Genomic DNA, 17,304 nt, shown 5'->3' on the forward strand with positions numbered 1-17,304 from the left:
GCGCGAACCTTGTGCTGGTTCAATCGCAACAAGTCCGGGAGTTCACGATGCCTACCCTCCAGATCTTTGATCCCGCCCTGTGCTGCAGCAGCGGCGTCTGCGGCCAGGATGTCGATGCCCAACTGGTCCAGGCGGCGGCCGATGTCGACTGGGCCAAGGGCCAGGGCGCGTCCATTGAGCGCTTCAACCTGGCCCAGCAGCCTCTGGTCTTCGCCCAGAACGAGGCCGTGCGCGCCTTCCTGGAGCGGTCCGGGCAGGACGCCCTGCCGATCACCTTGCTGGACGGCCAGATCGTGCTCGCGGGGCGCTACCCCAGCCGTCAGCAGCTGGCGCAATGGACTGGCTTAACGACCGTCAGCGGTGGCGTGAGCGCCGGCAGCTGCTGCGGCGGCGGCAAGTGCTGCTGACCCGGGAGGCCCCATGAAGTTCATTGAGCAGCTGCCCCGCTTCGCGTTCTTCACCGGCAAAGGGGGCGTCGGCAAGACCTCCCTCGCCTGCGCCACGGCCGTCAAGTTGGCGGAGGCCGGGCGGCGTGTGTTGCTGGTCAGCACCGACCCGGCCTCCAACGTGGGCCAGGTCTTTGGCATCCGCATCGGCAACCAGATCACCGCAGTGCCTGAGGTGCCCATGCTCTGGGCCATGGAGATCGACCCGCAGGCCGCCGCCCAGGGCTACCGGGACCGCATCGTCGGACCGGTGCGAGGCGTACTGCCGGCCGATGTCGTCCAGGGCATCGAGGAGCAGCTGTCCGGGGCCTGCACCACGGAGATCGCCGCCTTCGACGAGTTCACGGGCCTGCTCACGGATGAGTCGCTGGTCCAGCGTTTCGACCATGTCCTCTTCGACACGGCGCCGACGGGGCACACCATCCGCCTGCTCCAGCTGCCGGGCGCCTGGAACAGCTTCCTCGAGGCCGGCAAGGGCGATGCGTCCTGCCTCGGACCCCTGGCCGGCCTAGAGAAGCAGCGCGCGCAGTACAAGGCGGCCGTGGATGCCCTGGCCGACCCGGCTCGCACACGCTTGATCCTCGTGGCCCGCGCCCAGGCCTCGACCTTGCGCGAGGTCGCGCGCACCCACGAAGAGCTGGCCCGCATCGGTCTGACACGGCAGCATCTGGTCATCAACGGTGTCATGCCTGCTGCCGAAGGCGCGAACGATCCCTTGGCCGCCGCCGTGGTGCGGCGCGAGCAGGCCGCCCTCGCCGCCATGCCCGAGGTCCTGGGCGGGCTGCCCGTGGACCAGGTCCCGTTGAAGGCCTTCGATCTGGTCGGTCTGGATGCGCTGCGCCAGTTCCTGGATGCACCGCGGCCTCAGGAGCGGTCCGCCGATGCCGCGCCCGGCGAGCCTCTTGCTGCTCCCACGCTGGCCCAGCTGGTGGACGACCTGGCGGCGCCGGGGCATGGGCTCATCATGGTGATGGGCAAGGGTGGCGTCGGCAAGACGACGCTGGCGGCGGCCGTTGCCGTTGAGCTTGCGCGACGAGGCTTGCCGGTGCACCTCACCACCTCGGACCCTGCCGCCCACCTGTCAGAGACGCTGGCGGGCCAGATGGAGCACCTGACCGTCAGCCGCATAGACCCCCGCGTGGAAACCCAGCGCTACCGCGACCAGGTCCTGGCGACCAAGGGCAAGAACCTGGACGCCCAGGGCCGCGCCTTGCTGGAAGAGGACCTGCGCTCGCCCTGCACCGAGGAGATCGCCGTCTTCCAGGCCTTCTCACGCATCATCCGCGAGGCCGGCCGCAAGTTCGTCGTGATGGACACGGCCCCCACGGGGCATACCCTGCTGCTGCTGGATGCCACCGGGGCCTATCACCGGGAGATCGCCCGGCAGATGTCAGGCTCGGGCGTGCACTTCACGACGCCGATGATGCAGCTGCAGGACGAGGCGCGCACCAAGGTCCTGATCGCGACCCTGGCCGAGAACACGCCCGTGCAGGAGGCCGCTCTGTTGCAGGAGGACCTGCGCCGGGCAGGCATCGAGCCCTGGGCCTGGGTGGTCAACAACAGCGTGGCGGTGACGCCGACCCAGTCGCCGTTGCTGCGTGCCCGGGCGGCCCGGGAGCGGCCCTTCATCGACGCCGTGGCGCAGCGCCACGCCAAGCGCCATGCCGTGGTGCCCCTGATGGCGGAGGAGCCGGTCGGGGTGGCGCGGCTGCTGGCGCTGGCAGGCGGGCCGCGCTAGGACGGCCGCGGCGCGGGGGCACTTCCGGTGCGCAAGGAGGGATGGGGTCCGGAGCGAGATGGAGAGGGGGCTGTGGCAAGACCTGGCCCTGGCTTGGACTCACAATGGGACTCAGGAAGGGCGTGCGGCCCTGCCTCCGGGCGCGCCAGGTCTGAGGGCTGTTGCGCCATGGAGGGGCCCGCTCCAGTCCCGCCTCCATCAGCACCCCGCCGGCACCCGCCGCTGCGGCGGCCCCTGCAACTGCCAGGCCCACTGGTGATACACCGCCCGCGCCATGCGCTGCAATTGAAGCGTGCGCGCCGGCAGGTCTCGAAGCATGTCTCCCCAACGTTGCACCGCTGGGCCACGCAGCCCTTCGACCTCTGCCCGCCCGGCTTCGCACCAGCGGCGCAACCCTGCTTCGCTGACTTCCAGATGGCACTGGAAGCCCAGATGCGGCCCCAGCGAGAAGGCCTTGTTCAGGCAGTGGGTCCCGAAGAGCAGGCGCCGTGCACCGCGGGGGATCTCGAAGGTGTCGTAGTGCCAGTTGAACACCTGCAGCTCTTGCGCCCCGCAAAACAGACGGCGCCCCTCCGGCGTGACCCAGACGCGCGACCAACCCACGTTGGGCCATGCGTTGCGGCCGACCTGGGCGCCGGCCGCCAGCGCGAGCTGCTGCGCGCCGAAGCAGTGGGCCAGCACGGGCACCGCGTGCTGCAGCGCCTGCTTCAGCAGGGCGCGCTCGGCGGCGATCCATGACAGCGGGTCATGCACGCTGTGGTCGCTGCCCAGCGCTGCGATTCCCGCGAACTCCCGGACATCAACCGGGATTCGGTCCCCCTGGTCCGGCCGGATGACCACAGTCTCGAGGCCTTCGTCGCCGAGGCATTGCTGGAGGAAGTCGGGGCCCTGCAGGTCTTCGTGTTGCAGGATGAGGATGGCTCTCATGAGGGCGGCCCGGGCCTGGCGCGGGCGGTGTTGCGATGAGGAGCAATCTATCGAGCACGCCCTCAAGGCCCTGCAGAGATTGGGCCGATGGCCGTCAAGATGTCGTCAAAGCCGGGCCGCTCAAGGCACCAGCCGATACCCCACCGCCGTCTCCGTCACGAGATGCTTCGGGCTGGCCGGCTGCGCCTCCAGCTTCTGCCGCAGATTGCCCATGTAGACCCGCAGGTAGTGGCTGCTGTCGGTATGGCTGGGGCCCCAGACGGCCTTGAGCAGCTGCCCGTGCGTGAGCACCTTGCCCGCATTGGCCACCAGGTGCGTCAGCAGGCGGTACTCGGTGGGCGTCAGGTGCACGGGCTGGCCGGCGCGCAGCACGCGGCGGTGCACCAGGTCCACCTCGACGTCACCGAAGCGGAAGACCGTCAACGCGGCCTCCTGCCCGCGCGTGGTCGTCGCCAGGCGGCGCTGGCAGACGCGCACCCGCGCCATCAGCTCCCCGATGCCGAAGGGCTTGCTCAGGTAGTCGTCGGCGCCGGCATCGAGGGCGGCGATCTTGTCGGCCTCGTTGCTGCGCGCCGACAGCACGATGACGGTGACGTGGGACCAGCTGCGCAGGTCGCGCAGGTAGTTCACGCCATCGCCATCGGGCAGACCCAGGTCGAGGATGACCAGGTCGGGGTGGCGCGTGCCGGCATCGATCAGGCCCTGGCGCAGGGTCTCGGCCTCATGGACGACCCAGCCCTCGGTCTCCAGGGCCAGGCGCACGAAGCGGCGGATGCTGGGCTCGTCCTCGACGATCAGGGCAACGGGATGCGGTTCACTCATGGTTCTCAGGCAGATCGGCTTCCATGGCCTCCAGCGAAGGCGGCGTGCCACGGGGCAGGGCTATTTTGAAGGCGGCACCGCCCAGGGCGCTGCGCTCGGCCCAGATGCGGCCTCCATGGGTCTCGACAATGGCGCGGCAGATGGCCAGGCCCAGGCCCACGCCGGGGGTGCTGGACTCCTTCTCGCCGCGGCTGAACTTGTTGAAGAGCTGCTCCTCGCGGCCCGCGGGCAGACCGGGGCCGTCGTCCTCCACGCTCAGCACGACCCGGTCCGGCTCGGTCACCGCGGCGAGTGTGATCTGCGAGCCCGGCGGCGTGTACTTCACCGCGTTCTCCAGCAGATTGCACAGCACGCGCTCCATCAGCGCCGCGTCCAGGTTCAGCAGGGGCAAGCCGGGCGGCAGGCGCATCTGCAGTCGGTGCTGGGCCAAGCTGTCACCCAAGATCTGCAGCGAGGTGCCAATGACCTCTTCCAGCGGCTGCCACTGCCGGTTGAGCTGCAGGCTGCCGCTTTCCAGGCGGGCCATGTCCAGGAGGTTGTTGACCATGGCGCCAACGCGGCGGGACTGCTGTTGCAGGGTCAGGCTCAGCTCGCGCGCCTGGGCGGGCAGCCCCGGCAAGGTCTCCAGGGTCTGGGAGAGACCGTAGAGCACGGCCAGGGGCGTGCGCAGGTCATGCGAGAGGGCAGAGAGCAGGGAGTTGCGCAGGCGCTCGGACTCGATCTGCACCAGGGCCTGCTGGGCCACCTCCACGTAATGCACCCGTTCCAGGGCCTGGCCGATGATGCGGCCGCAGGTGGCCAGCTGCGCGCCCAGCTCCGGCTGCAGCACGGTGCCCAGCGCGCGAGGCCGCAGCGCCATCACGCCGCGCAGGCGCATGGGCGCCTCCAGCGGGAGGTAGTGCCAGGGGCTGCCGGGCAGGGTGTCGGTCGAGAGCCCGGCCGCCTGGCGGTGGTCCAGAGCCCAGCGGGCCGTGCCGGCGTCAGGGCGGTCGGCGTCGCTCAAGAGCGCTTCGCGCGGCGAGGGCTGGAGCTGCTCGTGGAGGTCCAGGGTGTAAATCAAGACCTGACCCTGCACCTCGCGCGCCAGCGTGCGCTCGGCCACCTCCAGCACCTGATCGGTCTGAAGGGCGCCGGCCAGGTCACTGGTCAGCTCGAAGAGCAGGCGGGCACGACGCTCGCGCTCGGAGGCGACCAGGGCCTGGTAGCGCAGGCCGGCCGTCAGCTGGCCGGTCAGCAGGCCGACAGCCAGCATCACGGCGAAGGTCAGCAGGTACTGCACGTCAGAGACGGCAAAGCTCAGCTTGGGCTCGACGAAGAAGAAGTCGAACAGGCCCACGCTCAGGAAGCTGGCCAGGACCGCAGGCCCTCGGCCCTGCTTCCAGCCGACCCACAGCACGGCCAGCAGGAAGACCATGACGATATTGGTCTGCGCGAAGGCCCACTGCAGCGGCCAGCAGAGCACGGCCGCGCCGATGCAGGCGGCGGCGGTGAGACCGTAGCGGCGCAGGCGCTGCAGGGCGGGCTCAGTCTGTGCGGCTGAGGCGACCGGCTGTTCGGCGCGTGCTGGCGTGCGTCGCGCGACCGTCAGCACATCCAGGTCCGGGCTCATGGCTTCCAGGGCGCGGGCCAGCGTTTGACGGCCCAGCCAACGCTGCCAGGTCTGCAGGGGCTGGGCGCGCCCCAGCACCAGCGTGGACAGGTTGTGCTGGCGCGCATGGTCCTGCAAGGCCTGGGCGATGGATTGCCCGCTCAGCACCGAGGTCTCGGCCCCCAGCTCGTGGGCCAGGCGCACGGTGCGCAGAATGCGCTCGCGCTGCGCGTCCGGCAGGCGGCTGAGCTGCGGTGTTTCCACATAGACCGCATGCCAGCTGACGTTGAGCTGCTGCGCCAGACGCGCCGTTTCGCGCACCACGCCGTCGTCCGAGGGGTCGGGGCCGATGGCGCACAGCAGGGCCGCCTCGGTCTTCCAGACCTCGCTGACGCGCTGGTTGCTGCGCCAGGCCTGCACGTCGTCCTCGACCCGGTCCGCGGTTCGCCGCAGCGCCAGCTCGCGCAGGGCCATCAGGTTCCCCTTGCGGAAGAAGTGCTGGGCGGCACGTTCGGCCTGCGCCCCCATGTAGACCTTGCCGGCGGCGAGGCGCGAGAGCAGCTCGTCGGCCGGCGTGTCCACCATCACGACCTCGTGGGCCGCGTCGAAGAAGGTGTCCGGCAGCGTCTCCTGCACGCGCACGCCGGTGATGCCGCCGACGATGTCGTTGAGGCTTTCCAGGTGCTGGACGTTCAGCGTGGAGTAGACGTTGATGCCGTTGGCCAGGAGCTCCTCAACGTCCTGCCAGCGCTTGGGGTGGCGCGAGCCCGGCACATTGGAGTGGGCCAGCTCGTCCACCAGGACCAGGGCGGGCTTTCGCGCCAGGGCGGCGTCCAGGTCGAACTCCGGCAGCGCTTTGCCACGGTACTCGATGGCCTTCAAGGGCAGCTGCGGCAAGCCCTCCAGCAGCGCCTGCGTCTCGGCCCGGCCATGGGTGACGACGATGCCCGCGAGCACGTCCACCCCGTCCGCCTGCAGCTTGCGCGCGGCGGCCAGCATGGCGTAGGTCTTGCCCACGCCGGCCGAGGAGCCAAAGTAGACGCGCAGCCGGCCGCGCCGGGCCTCACGGTCCTGCTGGTCGATCTGCGCGAGCAGGGCGTCGGGGTCGGGGCGTTGCTCGCTCATCAGAGCCACCCGGCGCGCCGGAAGCGCCACCACAGCAAGCCGCAGACACTGACGATCAAGCCCAGCGCCGCCGGATAGCCCCAGGCCCACTTGAGCTCGGGCATCTGCTCGAAGTTCATGCCCCAGATGCCCGCGAAGGCCGTGGCCACCGCGAAGATGCCGGCCCAGGCCGCCAGGCGCTTGGTGACGGCGCTGTCGTCGATGGCGACCATGGAGAGGTTGGCCTGGATGGCGGTGGCGAGGGTGTCCCGCACGGACTCGATGGCGGCGTGAATGCGCGCCAGGTGGTCCGCCACGTCGCGGAAGTACTCGGTCGTGCGGCTGCACAGCAAGGGCACGCGCCCGCCGTGCAGCTTGGACAGCATCTCCAGCATGGGCGCCACCGCGCGGCGCAGGCGCATCAGCCGGCGCTTGAGCTCGTAGAGGCGCTTGATGTTGTCCAGCTGCGCGCCGGGCGTGAAGATGCTCTGCTCGATCTCCTCCAGCTCGGACTCCAGCTGGTCCACGATGGGGAAGTAGCGGTCCACCACCGCGTCCATCAAGGCATAGAGCACGAAGCTCGGGCCCTGCATCAGCAGATGCGGCTCGCGCTCGCAGCGCTCGCGCACGCCCAGGAAGTGCAGGCGGCTGCCGCTGCGCACCGAGATCACGAAGTTCGCCCCGCAGAACACCGCCACCTCGCCGATGCTGAGATCGGCATCGACCCAGTCCACCAGGTGCATCACCGCGAAGACCAGATCGCCGTACTCCTCGACCTTGGGCCGCTGGTGCCCATGCGTCGCGTCCTCGACGGCCAGCTCGTGCAGATGGAACAGGCGCTGGAAGGGCTGCAGCTCTTCGGCTGTGGTGTCGCGCAGGGCGATCCAGACGAAGGTGTCGGGGTCCGACAAGTGCCGGCCCAGCGTGGCTTCGTCGTAGGGCGAGAAGTCCTCGACCTTCACCCCGGAGCGGTAGGCGGCGCAGTTGATCAGCATGGCTTCATTGTCAGCCGGCGAGGGCCGTCTGGCGCATCGAGGGGGCGTCCTTCATCCTGCGCCCAGCTTCAGAAGGTCCTGCCCACGCTGAGCACCAGCCCCGCCTTGCCGACGCGCTTGGCGTCCTGGCCGGCGGCATTGCCCACCTGGTACAGGGCCTTCCTCGCATCGGTGGCGATGAGCGCCGCCGTCCAGTTCAAGCCCAGCATTTCCTTTGCCAGCGAGAGCTTGAGGTCGGTGTAGGACAGATCGCCGTAGTGGCGCACCTCGGTGCGGCCCACATGGGCGCCGAGGGTCAGGCCTTGCCCCAGGTCCACCGTGTAGTTCAGGTCCAGGTACAGCGTGCCCTTGGATGAGCCCTTTGCGTCGAGCGCGCTGAAGTAGGCATAGCCGGCGGTGTCCCCGTTCAGGCCGAAGTAGTCGGTGAGGGCATAGGAGAGCTTGCCGCTGAAGGCGCCCAGGCTCAGGCCGGCGTAGAGCTCCAGGTTGTCATAGCGCTTGCTGCTGGCGACGCCGGGGGCGCTGTTGAGACGCGCGCCAGGGTAGACGTAGGCCAGGGCGCCCAGGTCCAGCGAGCCCTCGCCCATCACCGGCAGCTTCACGCCGCCGTAGAGGTCCAGCTCCAGGCCGGCGCCGTTGTTGTAGCTGTTGCCGGAGACGTTGGAGGCCCAGCTGCCGGCGTACCAGCCGCTCTTGTGAGCGTAGTCGAAGCCGCCCTGCACGGCGGGCAGGGCCCAGGTCTGGCTGATGCCGCGGAAGCGGTAGTCGCTGACCAGGCTCAGGTTGCCGGTGAGGCTGTGTTCGGGCGTGGGCGCGGGTTCGTTGGCTTGCGCGTGGCTGGACAGCACGGTCGAGAGCAGGAGGACAAGGGTCAAAGGGGCAAGCTTGTTCATGTCAGGTCGAGAGTCAGCGCGGCGGCCAGCGGCGCAAGGCCGCTGGCACCGCCAGGGGTTCAGAAGAAGAGGGTGCGGCGAAGAACGCGGGAGCAGGCGCTGAGTCAGCCTCGCCTGGCGCGGTCCAGGGCGAGGTTGAGCTTCAGCACGTTCACGCGGGGCTCACCGAGCACGCGCAGGTCCGTGGGCTCGGTGTGGGCCTCGATCAGGCCCTGCACCTCCTTCATGGACAGGCCGCGCTCGCGGGCCACGCGCGGCGCCTGGTAGCGCGCAGCGGCCAGGCTGATGTGCGGGTCCAGGCCGCTGGCCGACGCGGTGACCAGGTCCACCGGCACCGGCGCGGTGTTGCCCGGATCCGCCGCACGCAGCGCCTCCACGCGCGCCTTGACGGCCACCTCCAGTGCCGGGTTCAGCGGCCCCTGGTTGGAGCCGGCCGAGTTGGCCGCGTTGTGGCTCATCGGCCCGGTCGCCGAGGGCCGGCCCCAGAAGTACCTGGGGCTGGAGAAGGACTGGCCGATCAGCTCGGAACCGATCAACTGCCCCTTCTCCTCGATGAGCGAGCCGTTGGCTTCCTTGGGCATGGTCAGCTGGGCGATGCCCGTGACGGCCAGCGGGTAGAGCAGCCCGGTCGCGGCGGAAAGCAGCAGCAGGCTCACCAGGGCGGGACGCAGATGTTGATTCATGATGGATCTCCTCAGATCAGGTGCAGGCCGACCAGGATCAGGTCGATGGCCTTGATGCCGATGAAGGGCACGAGAGGCCGCCCAGGCCGTAGATCGCGAGGTTGCGGCGCAGCAGGGCCGCGGCACCGATGGCGCGGTAGCTGACGCCCTTCAGGGCCAGGGGAATGAGGGCGATGATGATCAGCGCATTGAAGATCACCGCCGACAGGATGGCCGAGGCCGGGCTGTGCAGCTGCATCACGTTGAGCGACTGCAGCTGCGGGTACACGCCCACGAACATGGCCGGGATGATGGCGAAGTACTTGGCGACGTCGTTCGCGATGGAGAAGGTCGTCAGCGAGCCGCGCGTCATCAGCAGCTGCTTGCCCGTCTCGACGATCTCCAGCAGCTTGGTGGGATTGGAGTCCAGGTCCACCATGTTGCCGGCCTCCTTGGCCGCCTGCGTGCCGCTGTTCATGGCCACGGCCACGTCGGCCTGCGCGAGGGCGGGGGCGTCGTTGGTGCCGTCGCCGGTCATGGCCACCAGGCGGCCTTCGCTCTGGTAGTCGCGGATCATCTTCAGCTTGGCCTCGGGCGTGGCCTCGGCCAGGAAGTCGTCCACGCCGGCCTCGGCAGCGATGGCCGCGGCGGTGAGCTTGTTGTCGCCGGTGATCATCACGGTCTTGATGCCCATGCGGCGCAGCTCGGCAAAGCGCTCCTTGATGCCGCCCTTGACGATGTCCTTGAGCTCGACGACGCCCAGCACGCGGGAACCATCGCTCACGACGAGAGGCGTGCTGCCCAGGCGGGCCACGTCGTCGACGGCTTGCTGGACCTCGGCCGGGTAGCGTGCCCCCTGCGCCTCGACATGGCGGCGGATGGCATCGGCCGCACCCTTGCGGATGCTGCGAAGCGGGCTGCTCGCGGTCTGCAGGTCGATGCCGCTCATGCGGGTCTGGGCCGTGAAGGGCACGAACTGGGCGCCCAGGCTCGCGAGCTCGCGCTCGCGCAGGCCGTAGCGCTGCTTGGCCAGGACCACGATGCTGCGCCCTTCCGGCGTCTCATCGGCCAGCGAGGCCAGCTGCGTCGCATCGGCCAGCTGCATCTCGCTCACGCCGGGCGCCGGCAGGAAGCGGCTGGCCTGGCGGTTGCCCAGGGTGATGGTGCCAGTCTTGTCCAGCATCAGCACATCCACATCGCCCGCGGCCTCGACGGCGCGGCCCGAGGTGGCGATGACATTGGCCTGCATCATGCGGCTCATGCCCGCCACGCCGATGGCCGAGAGCAGCGCGCCGATGGTCGTGGGGATCAGGCAGACCAGCAGGGCCACCAACGCCGTGATGGACACCACCGTGCCGCTGCCCGCGGCCTCCACGCTGAAGATGGAGAAGGGCAGCAGGGTCACGGTCACGACCAGGAAGACCAGGGTCAGCGCCACCAGCAGGATGGTCAGCGCGATCTCATTGGGCGTCTTCTGGCGCTTGGCGCCCTCCACCATGGCGATCATGCGGTCCAGGAAGGACTCACCCGGGTTGACCGCGATGCGCAGCACCAGCCAGTCCGAGAGCACGCGGGTACCGCCGGTCACCGAGGCGAAGTCGCCGCCGGACTCGCGGATCACCGGCGCCGATTCACCCGTGATGGCGCTCTCGTCCACCGAAGCCACGCCCTCGATCACCTCGCCGTCCAGCGGGATCAGGTCGCCCGCCTCCACCAGCACCACATGGCCCTTGCGCAGCTCATCGGAGGGGACCGGGTGCCAGCGCGCGCCATGCCGCGGCTCCTCCAGCTTCTTGGCCCAGGCCTTGGTCTTGAGCCCGCGCAGCGAGGCGGCCTGGGCCTTGGAGCGGCCCTCGGCCATGGCCTCGGCGAAGTTGGCGAAGAGCACGGTGAACCACAGCCACAGGGCGATGGCCAGCATGAAGCCCGAGCCCTCGCCGCCAGCCACGGCCGGATCGCCCAGGCTGGCGAGCCACAGGCCGGTGCACAGCAGGCTGCCCGCGTAGACCACGAACATCACCGGGTTGCGCCATTGGATGCGCGGGTCCAGCTTGGCGATGGCCTGGCCCAGGGCCTGCTTCATCAGGGCGGGGTCCAGCAGGGAGGCGCTGCTCGTCGTTGAGCTTGTTGCAGTTGTCGACTTGCTCATGATGTTTCCTCAGGCGGTCCAGAGCATCAGCTGCTCGACGATGGGGCCCAAGGCCAGGGAAGGCACGTAGTTGAGGAGGCCGACCAGCAGCACCACGCCGATCAGCAGGGCCACGAAGAGCGGGCCGTGCGTGGGGAGCGTGCCGTTGCCGGTAGGGACGCGCTTCTTGGCGGCCAGGCTGCCCGCCAGGGCCAACACCGGCACGATCACGCCGAAGCGCCCCAGCCACATCACGATGCCCAGCAGGGTGTTGTAGAAGGGCGTGTTGGCCGAGAGGCCGGCGAAGGCGGAGCCGTTGTTGTTGCCGGCCGAGGTCAGCGCATAGAGGACCTCAGAGAAACCATGGGCGCCCGGGTTGGCGATGCCCGCCTTGCCGTCCGCCGCGAGCACCGCCAGCGCCGTGCCCATGAGCACGACCAGGGGCGTGACGAGGATGGCGATGGACACCATCTTCATCTCGTGGCTCTCGATCTTCTTGCCCAGGTACTCCGGCGTGCGGCCGATCATCAGCCCGGCGATGAAGACCGCGAGAATGGCGAAGACCAGCATGCCGTACAGCCCCGTTCCCACGCCGCCGAAGACCACCTCGCCCAGCTGCATCATCACCAGGGGGACCATGCCGCCGACGGGCGTCAGCGAGTCATGCATGGTGTTCACGGCGCCGCAGGAGGCGGCCGTCGTGACCACGGCGAAGAGGCTGCTGGCGTTGATGCCGAAGCGCGTCTCCTTGCCCTCCATGTTGCCGCCCGATTGCTCCATCGTGAGCCGCTGGTCCACCTGCAGCGCCTGCAGGCGAGGGTTGCCGGCCTGCTCTGCGGCGGTTGCGACGGCCACGCCGGCGATGAACAGAACGCTCATCGCTGCCAGGATGGCCAGGCCTTGGCGCCAGTCCCCGACCAGCTGGCCGAAGCTGAAGCACAGCGCCGCCGGGATCAGGAAGATGGCCAGCATCTGCGCGAAGTTGCTCAGCGGCGTGGGGTTCTCGAAGGGGTGGGCCGAGTTGGCGTTGAAGAAGCCACCGCCGTTGGTGCCCAGCATCTTGATGGCCAGCTGCGAGGCCACCGGGCCCATGGCCAGCTGCTGGGTCGCGGCCTCGGCGGCCTCGGTCAGCGGCTCGCCCTTCTCGTTCTTCAAGGGCTGACCGTCGGCGCCCAGGCGCGGGGCGTCGTAGTGATTGACCTCCAGCGTGTGGGCGTCCCGGTAGGCGTCCAGGTTCTGGATCACGCCCTGGCTCACGAAGAAGAGCGCGAAGACGAAGGACAGCGGCAGCAGCAGCCACAGCGTGATGCGGGTCAGGTCTTGCCAGACGTTGCCCACGTCGCCGCTGAGCTTGCGCGAGAAGCCGCGGATCAGCGCGAAGACCACCGCGATGCCGCTGGCGGCCGACAGGAAGTTCTGCACCGTCAGCGCCAGCATCTGGGTCAGGTAGCTCATGGTGGACTCGCCGCCATAGCCCTGCCAGTTGGTGTTGGTGACGAAGCTGATGGCGGTGTTGAACGCGGAGTCCGGGCTGATGGCGCCCATGCCTTGCGGGTTCAGCGGCAGCAGGTGCTGCAGGCGCTGCAGGCCGTAGACCGCCAGCACGCCCAGCAGGCTGAAGACCAGCAGGCCGACGGCGTAGTGCCGCCAGTGCATGCCTTCGTCAGCCTTCACGCCGGCCAGGCGCAGCAGGCCGCCTTCGACCCGCAGCATCCAGCGCGGCAGCCGTCCCTCGGCCAGGGCCGAGAGCCAGCGCGACAGCGGCCACGCCGCCGCCAGGAGCACGCCCATGTAGAGCGCCAGTTGGATCCAGGCAGAGGGGCTCATTCAGAACTCCTCTGCGCGCAGCAGCGCATGGACCAGGTAGACGAACAAGGCCGCGGCCAGCAGGCCGCTGATCCAGTACAGCGCACTCATGACTTCTTCTCCAGCCGATGACTGGCCAGGGCGAGGCCGGCGGCCAGCGCGAACAGCGCCAGGCTCAGGCCCAAAAACACTCCGTCCATAGACACTCTCAACAAGGGGTTGTGTGATGTCAGGAGCGTAGGTTTGGGGGCGTCAAGGCCGTGTAGAAGGTCGGAGGGGCGGCATCAAGAAGATGTAAAGACGCGGCGCGACAGCGTCAGCGGTCATCGCCGATGCGGCGTCAGGCCTTGCCGGGCAAGGGGCCGGCAGGGGCCGAGCCTCAAGCGAGCTGGGCCCTACTTGCGGGGGCGGATGCAGGCCGGAAGAGGGGCGAAAGGGGGGCGAAAGTGGGCCGAAAGTGGCGGCGGCCTTACTTCCCGATGCAGAAGCGGCTGAAGATCTCCCCCAGCAGCTCGTCCGCCGAGAAGGCACCGGTGATCTCGCCCAGGGCGTCGTGGGCCAGGCGCAGTTCCTCGGCCATCAGGTCCAGGGCGGGCGGCTCCACTTCGACCTGGGCCAGCGCGAGCGCCAGGTGCTCGGCGGTGCGGCGCAGGGCCTGGACGTGCCGCTCGCGGGCGATGAAGAGGCCCTCGGGCACCGCGTGCCAGCCGGCATGGGCCAGCAGCTCGCGGCGCAGCTCGGCCAGGCCGGCGCCGGTCTTGGCGGACAGCTGCACGGCGTCCGCCGGGAGGGTCAGGTCTTGCCTGCTGCGGGCCTCCGCGCCGGTGTCGGCCTTGTTGTAGACCTGCAGGAGGCGGGCGGGGTCGACCTGGGCGAGGCGTTCGCGGATCTCGGCGTCCCCGGCCTCGTAGCCGGCCTCGCCCATGCGGGTGAGGTCGTGCAGGAAGAGCACCACGTCGGCCTCGGCGATGGCGTCCCAGCTGCGGGCCACGCCGATGCGCTCGACTTCATCGGAGGTTTCGCGCAGGCCGGCTGTGTCGGTGATGTGCAGGGGCACGCCCTCGATCTGGATGGTCTGGCTGACCTTGTCGCGCGTGGTGCCGGGGATGGGCGTCACGATGGCCAGCTCGGCGCCGGCCAGGGCGTTGAGCAGGGAGCTCTTGCCCACATTGGGCTGGCCGGCCAGCACCACCTTGATGCCCTCGCGCAGCAGGGCGCCCTGGCGGGTGCGGTCCAGCACGCTGTCCAGGCGGGCCTGGATGCGGCGCAGCTTGCCCAGGGCGTCGGCCGCCTGGAGGAAGTCGATCTCCTCCTCGGGGAAGTCCAGCGTGGCCTCGACCAGCATGCGCAGGTTGATCAGGCCGTCGCGCAGCTCGCCCACCTCGGTGGACAGCGCGCCGGACAGCGCACGGCTGGCGCTGCGGGCCGCGGCCTCGGTGCTGGCGTCGATCAGGTCGGACACGGCCTCCGCCTGCGCCAGGTCCAGCTTGCCATTGAGGAAGGCCCGCTGCGTGAACTCGCCGGGTTCGGCCAGGCGCAGGTGCTTCAGTGATTCGATGGCGCTGCCCAGCTCCAGGCAGCGCGCCAGCAGCAGCTGCAGCACCACCGGGCCGCCGTGGGCCTGCAGCTCCAGCACGTGCTCGCCGGTGTAGGAGGCCGGCGCGGGGAAGTGCAGGGCCAGGCCGTGGTCGATGGCGTCGCCGTTGGCCGCACGCAAGGGCAGGTAGTGCGCCTCGCGCGGGCGCAGGGCGCGGCCGCACAGCTGCTCGATCAGCGGGGTCAGGTCTTGCGGGGACGAGACGCGCACGATGCCCACGGCGCCTCGTCCTGGGGCGGTGGCGATGGCGGCGATGGGGTCGAGGTGGCGGGCCAGCATGGGCGCATTGTCCTATGCCTCGCCGGTGGACGGTGGCCGGCAGTGCCCATGAAAACGGCCCCGGGCGCGATGCCAGGGGCCGTGGAAGATGGCGCGGGGGAGGCGGCCGCAGCGGTTCTCGTGAACCCCGCGGCGGGCCTGTGATGCAGCCCGGTTGAATGGACCTGCTGCATCAAGCTGCCCCGCATGAGCTCCATTAAAGGTGAGGGCCGGGGCGAAAAAAAGCCCCCGATCGCGGGGGCGATCGGAGGCTTTGTGCAGTAGTTCGCGAAGGCCTTCGCGCGATGCTCAGCTCTGCACGCCCATCTGCTTGTTGATGATCCACTGCTGGGCGATGGACAGCAGGTTGTTCACCAGCCAGTACAGCACCAGGCCGGCCGGGAAGAAGAAGAACATGAAGCTCAGCGCCAGCGGCATCATCCACATCATCTTGGCCTGGGTCGGGTCGGCCGGCGTGGGATTCAGCGCGACCTGCAGCAGGCTCGACGCCGTCATCAGGATGGGCAGGATCAGGAAGGGGTCGGCCGAGGAGAGGTCGGTGATCCAGCCGATCCAGGGCGCGTTGCGCATCTCGACCGTGCTCTGCAGCACCCAGTACAGGGCGATGAAGAAGGGCATCTGCAGCAGCATGGGTAGGCAGGAACCCAGGGGGTTGACCTTCTCCTCGCGGTAGATGCGCATCATCTCCTGCTGCTGCTTTTGCGGGTCGTTCTTGTAGCGCTCGCGCAGCTCGTTGATGCGCGGGCCCACGGCCTTCATCTTGGCCATGGACCGGTAGGCGCTGGCATTCAGGCCGAAGAAGGCGATCTTCAGCAGCACCACCAGGGCCACGATGGACCAGCCCCAGTTGCCCAGCATGCCGTGGATCTTGTCCAGCAGCCAGAACAGCGGCTTGGCGATCACGTAGAACATGCCGTAGTCCTTGACGCGCTCCAGGCCCGGGGCGAGTTCGGTCAGCTTGTTTTCCTCCTGCGGACCGGCGTACAGCAGGTTCTCAGCCACGGCCGAGGCGCCGGGATTGATGGCGGGCAGGGGGAAGACCTGGCCCACGCTGTAGGCGCCGGACTCGGTCTTCTTCACGAAGAACTCGCGCGGACCGGCGGCGTTGTGCAGCCAGGCGGTGGTGAAGTAGTGCTGCACCATCGCGACCCAGCCGTCATCGGCGTGCTTGTCGTAATCGGCCTTGCCCTTGTCCAGGTCCTTGAAGTCGAACTTCTGGAACTTGTTCTTGTCCGTGTAGATGGCCGGGCCGATGAAGGAGGCGGGCGCCATGTAGCCGGACGAGGATTCCACGGCCGTCGGGCGCACCAGCTGCACATAGAGCTGCGGGCTGACCGGCGCGGCGCCGGTGTTGACCACCTCGTGCTTGACGTCGATGGCGTAGTCGCCACGCTTGAGCGTGTAGCTCTTCACCAGCTTGAGGCCGCCCTGCTCGGGGGACTCGAAGCGCACCGTCAGCGAGCTCGCGCCGTCCTTGAGCTGGCGCTCGGCGCCCACCACGTTCATCAGCGTGAAGTGGTTGGGGGCGCCGGGGGCGCCAATCAGGCCGGACTCGGGGCGGTAGCTGCTGGCGTCGAAGAGCACCACGGGCTCGGGCTTGAAGCCAGACGGCGCCTTGAGGCCCACGGCACGCATCAGCGGGTCCATGAGGCCGTGCGTCTCGGTCGTCAGATGCTTGAGCAGCTCCACGCGCACCAGGCTGCCGCCGCGGGTGTCGAAGGTCGCCTTGACCACATCGGTCGTGACCTCGAACTTCTCGCCAGCGGGCTGCGCCGCCGAGGCGGCCGCCGCGGGGGCTGCGGCGGCGCTGGCCGTGCCGGTGCCGCTGGCCGTGGGCAGGCCGGCCGATGCCGCGCTGCCGGGCGCAGGCGCCGCGCTGGCGGCGGGCTTGGCCGGCGTGGGGCTGAACATCGAGGGGTGCCCGTTGTATTTCTGCCAGCCGTCCCACAGCAGGACGAGCGACGCGGTGAACACCATCCACAACACGGTGCGGCGTATATCAGTCATGGAGAAGCTTCTGGATTGGAAGAAGAGGGTGTCGCGCTGCCCCCGAGCCCGAGGCGCGAGAACAGACGGGGCGGATTGTCAGGCACGGGGTCATGTCCGCCCAGACAGAATGGGTTGCAGCGCAGGATTCTCGCTGCGGCCAGGTAGCTGCCGGCGATGCCGCCGTGCCGGCGCACGGCCTCCATGCCATAGGCGGAGCAGCTGGGGTAGTAGCGGCAGCCGGCCTGGATCCAGGAGCTGATCAGCAGCTGGTAGGCGCGGATCAGGCCCATCAGGAGCCATTGGAGGGGACTGCGGCGGGCCGTCATGGCG

Annotated in this window: 13 protein-coding genes and 1 pseudogene; 2 read left to right on the top strand and 12 right to left on the bottom strand. The window is 69.3% G+C overall.

Annotated elements, in window-relative coordinates; all coding sequences use genetic code 11:
• Positions 1 to 47: 47 nt before the first annotated feature.
• Together arsD and arsA are read left to right on the top strand one after the other, a co-directional pair.
• Positions 48 to 407 (top strand): arsenite efflux transporter metallochaperone ArsD, encoded by a 360-nt coding sequence (gene arsD, locus O9Y01_RS08830; protein ID WP_269631192.1) that lies wholly within the window; start codon positions 48 to 50, stop codon positions 405 to 407.
• A gap of 13 nt (positions 408 to 420) precedes the next feature.
• Positions 421 to 2,184 carry an arsenical pump-driving ATPase gene (gene arsA / locus O9Y01_RS08835; protein ID WP_269631193.1) on the top strand — a complete coding sequence of 588 codons (1,764 nt, stop codon included), beginning with the start codon at positions 421 to 423 and terminating at the stop codon, positions 2,182 to 2,184.
• Between the two features lie 198 nt (positions 2,185 to 2,382).
• Here the strand turns inward: arsA and O9Y01_RS08840 are convergent, their stop codons facing one another.
• The 12 genes and pseudogenes from O9Y01_RS08840 to yidD all read right to left on the bottom strand — a co-directional run bounded on the left by O9Y01_RS08840 (position 2,383) and on the right by yidD (position 17,300).
• Positions 2,383 to 3,111 (bottom strand): type 1 glutamine amidotransferase, encoded by a 729-nt coding sequence (locus O9Y01_RS08840; RefSeq protein ID WP_269631195.1) that lies wholly within the window; start codon positions 3,109 to 3,111, stop codon positions 2,383 to 2,385.
• A gap of 120 nt (positions 3,112 to 3,231) precedes the next feature.
• Positions 3,232 to 3,933, bottom strand: a complete 702-nt coding sequence (kdpE, locus tag O9Y01_RS08845) for a two-component system response regulator KdpE (protein ID WP_269631196.1) — start codon at positions 3,931 to 3,933, stop codon at positions 3,232 to 3,234.
• A complete protein-coding gene (locus O9Y01_RS08850) occupies positions 3,926 to 6,646 on the bottom strand; it encodes a DUF4118 domain-containing protein (protein ID WP_269631198.1) in 2,721 nt (906 codons plus the stop codon). The genes kdpE and O9Y01_RS08850 overlap by 8 nt, the downstream gene beginning before the upstream one ends.
• Positions 6,646 to 7,620 (bottom strand): magnesium and cobalt transport protein CorA, encoded by a 975-nt coding sequence (locus tag O9Y01_RS08855; RefSeq protein ID WP_269631199.1) that lies wholly within the window; start codon positions 7,618 to 7,620, stop codon positions 6,646 to 6,648. Before O9Y01_RS08855 ends, O9Y01_RS08850 begins: the two co-directional genes overlap by 1 nt.
• Before the next feature lie 68 nt (positions 7,621 to 7,688).
• The gene (locus O9Y01_RS08860) at positions 7,689 to 8,513 is read right to left on the bottom strand and encodes a TorF family putative porin (protein WP_269631201.1); all 825 of its coding nucleotides are present in this window, start codon (positions 8,511 to 8,513) and stop codon (positions 7,689 to 7,691) included.
• 104 nt (positions 8,514 to 8,617) lie between these two features.
• Positions 8,618 to 9,196: a potassium-transporting ATPase subunit KdpC gene (kdpC, locus tag O9Y01_RS08865; RefSeq protein WP_269631202.1), complete on the bottom strand. Its 579-nt coding sequence runs from the start codon at positions 9,194 to 9,196 to the stop codon at positions 8,618 to 8,620.
• An 11-nt stretch (positions 9,197 to 9,207) separates the two neighbouring features.
• Positions 9,208 to 11,258: pseudogene (gene kdpB / locus O9Y01_RS08870) on the bottom strand (potassium-transporting ATPase subunit KdpB).
• 75 nt (positions 11,259 to 11,333) lie between these two features.
• Entirely contained in the window at positions 11,334 to 13,130 is a 1,797-nt protein-coding gene (kdpA, locus tag O9Y01_RS08875) for a potassium-transporting ATPase subunit KdpA (RefSeq protein ID WP_269631203.1), read from the bottom strand.
• Entirely contained in the window at positions 13,131 to 13,220 is a 90-nt protein-coding gene (gene kdpF / locus O9Y01_RS08880) for a K(+)-transporting ATPase subunit F (protein ID WP_269631205.1), read from the bottom strand. It abuts the gene before it with no gap.
• 358 nt (positions 13,221 to 13,578) lie between these two features.
• Complete coding sequence (gene mnmE, locus O9Y01_RS08885; RefSeq protein WP_269631207.1) at positions 13,579 to 14,985, bottom strand: tRNA uridine-5-carboxymethylaminomethyl(34) synthesis GTPase MnmE; 1,407 nt, start codon at positions 14,983 to 14,985, stop codon at positions 13,579 to 13,581.
• Positions 14,986 to 15,273: 288 nt separating this feature from the next.
• Positions 15,274 to 16,992, bottom strand: a complete 1,719-nt coding sequence (gene yidC / locus O9Y01_RS08890) for a membrane protein insertase YidC (RefSeq protein WP_269631208.1) — start codon at positions 16,990 to 16,992, stop codon at positions 15,274 to 15,276.
• Entirely contained in the window at positions 16,989 to 17,300 is a 312-nt protein-coding gene (gene yidD / locus O9Y01_RS08895; protein ID WP_269631209.1) for a membrane protein insertion efficiency factor YidD, read from the bottom strand. Before yidD ends, yidC begins: the two co-directional genes overlap by 4 nt.
• Positions 17,301 to 17,304 lie beyond the last annotated feature (4 nt).

The organism is Pelomonas sp. BJYL3, from assembly GCF_027257975.1.
GTDB lineage: Bacteria > Pseudomonadota > Gammaproteobacteria > Burkholderiales > Burkholderiaceae_C > Roseateles_B > Roseateles_B flavus.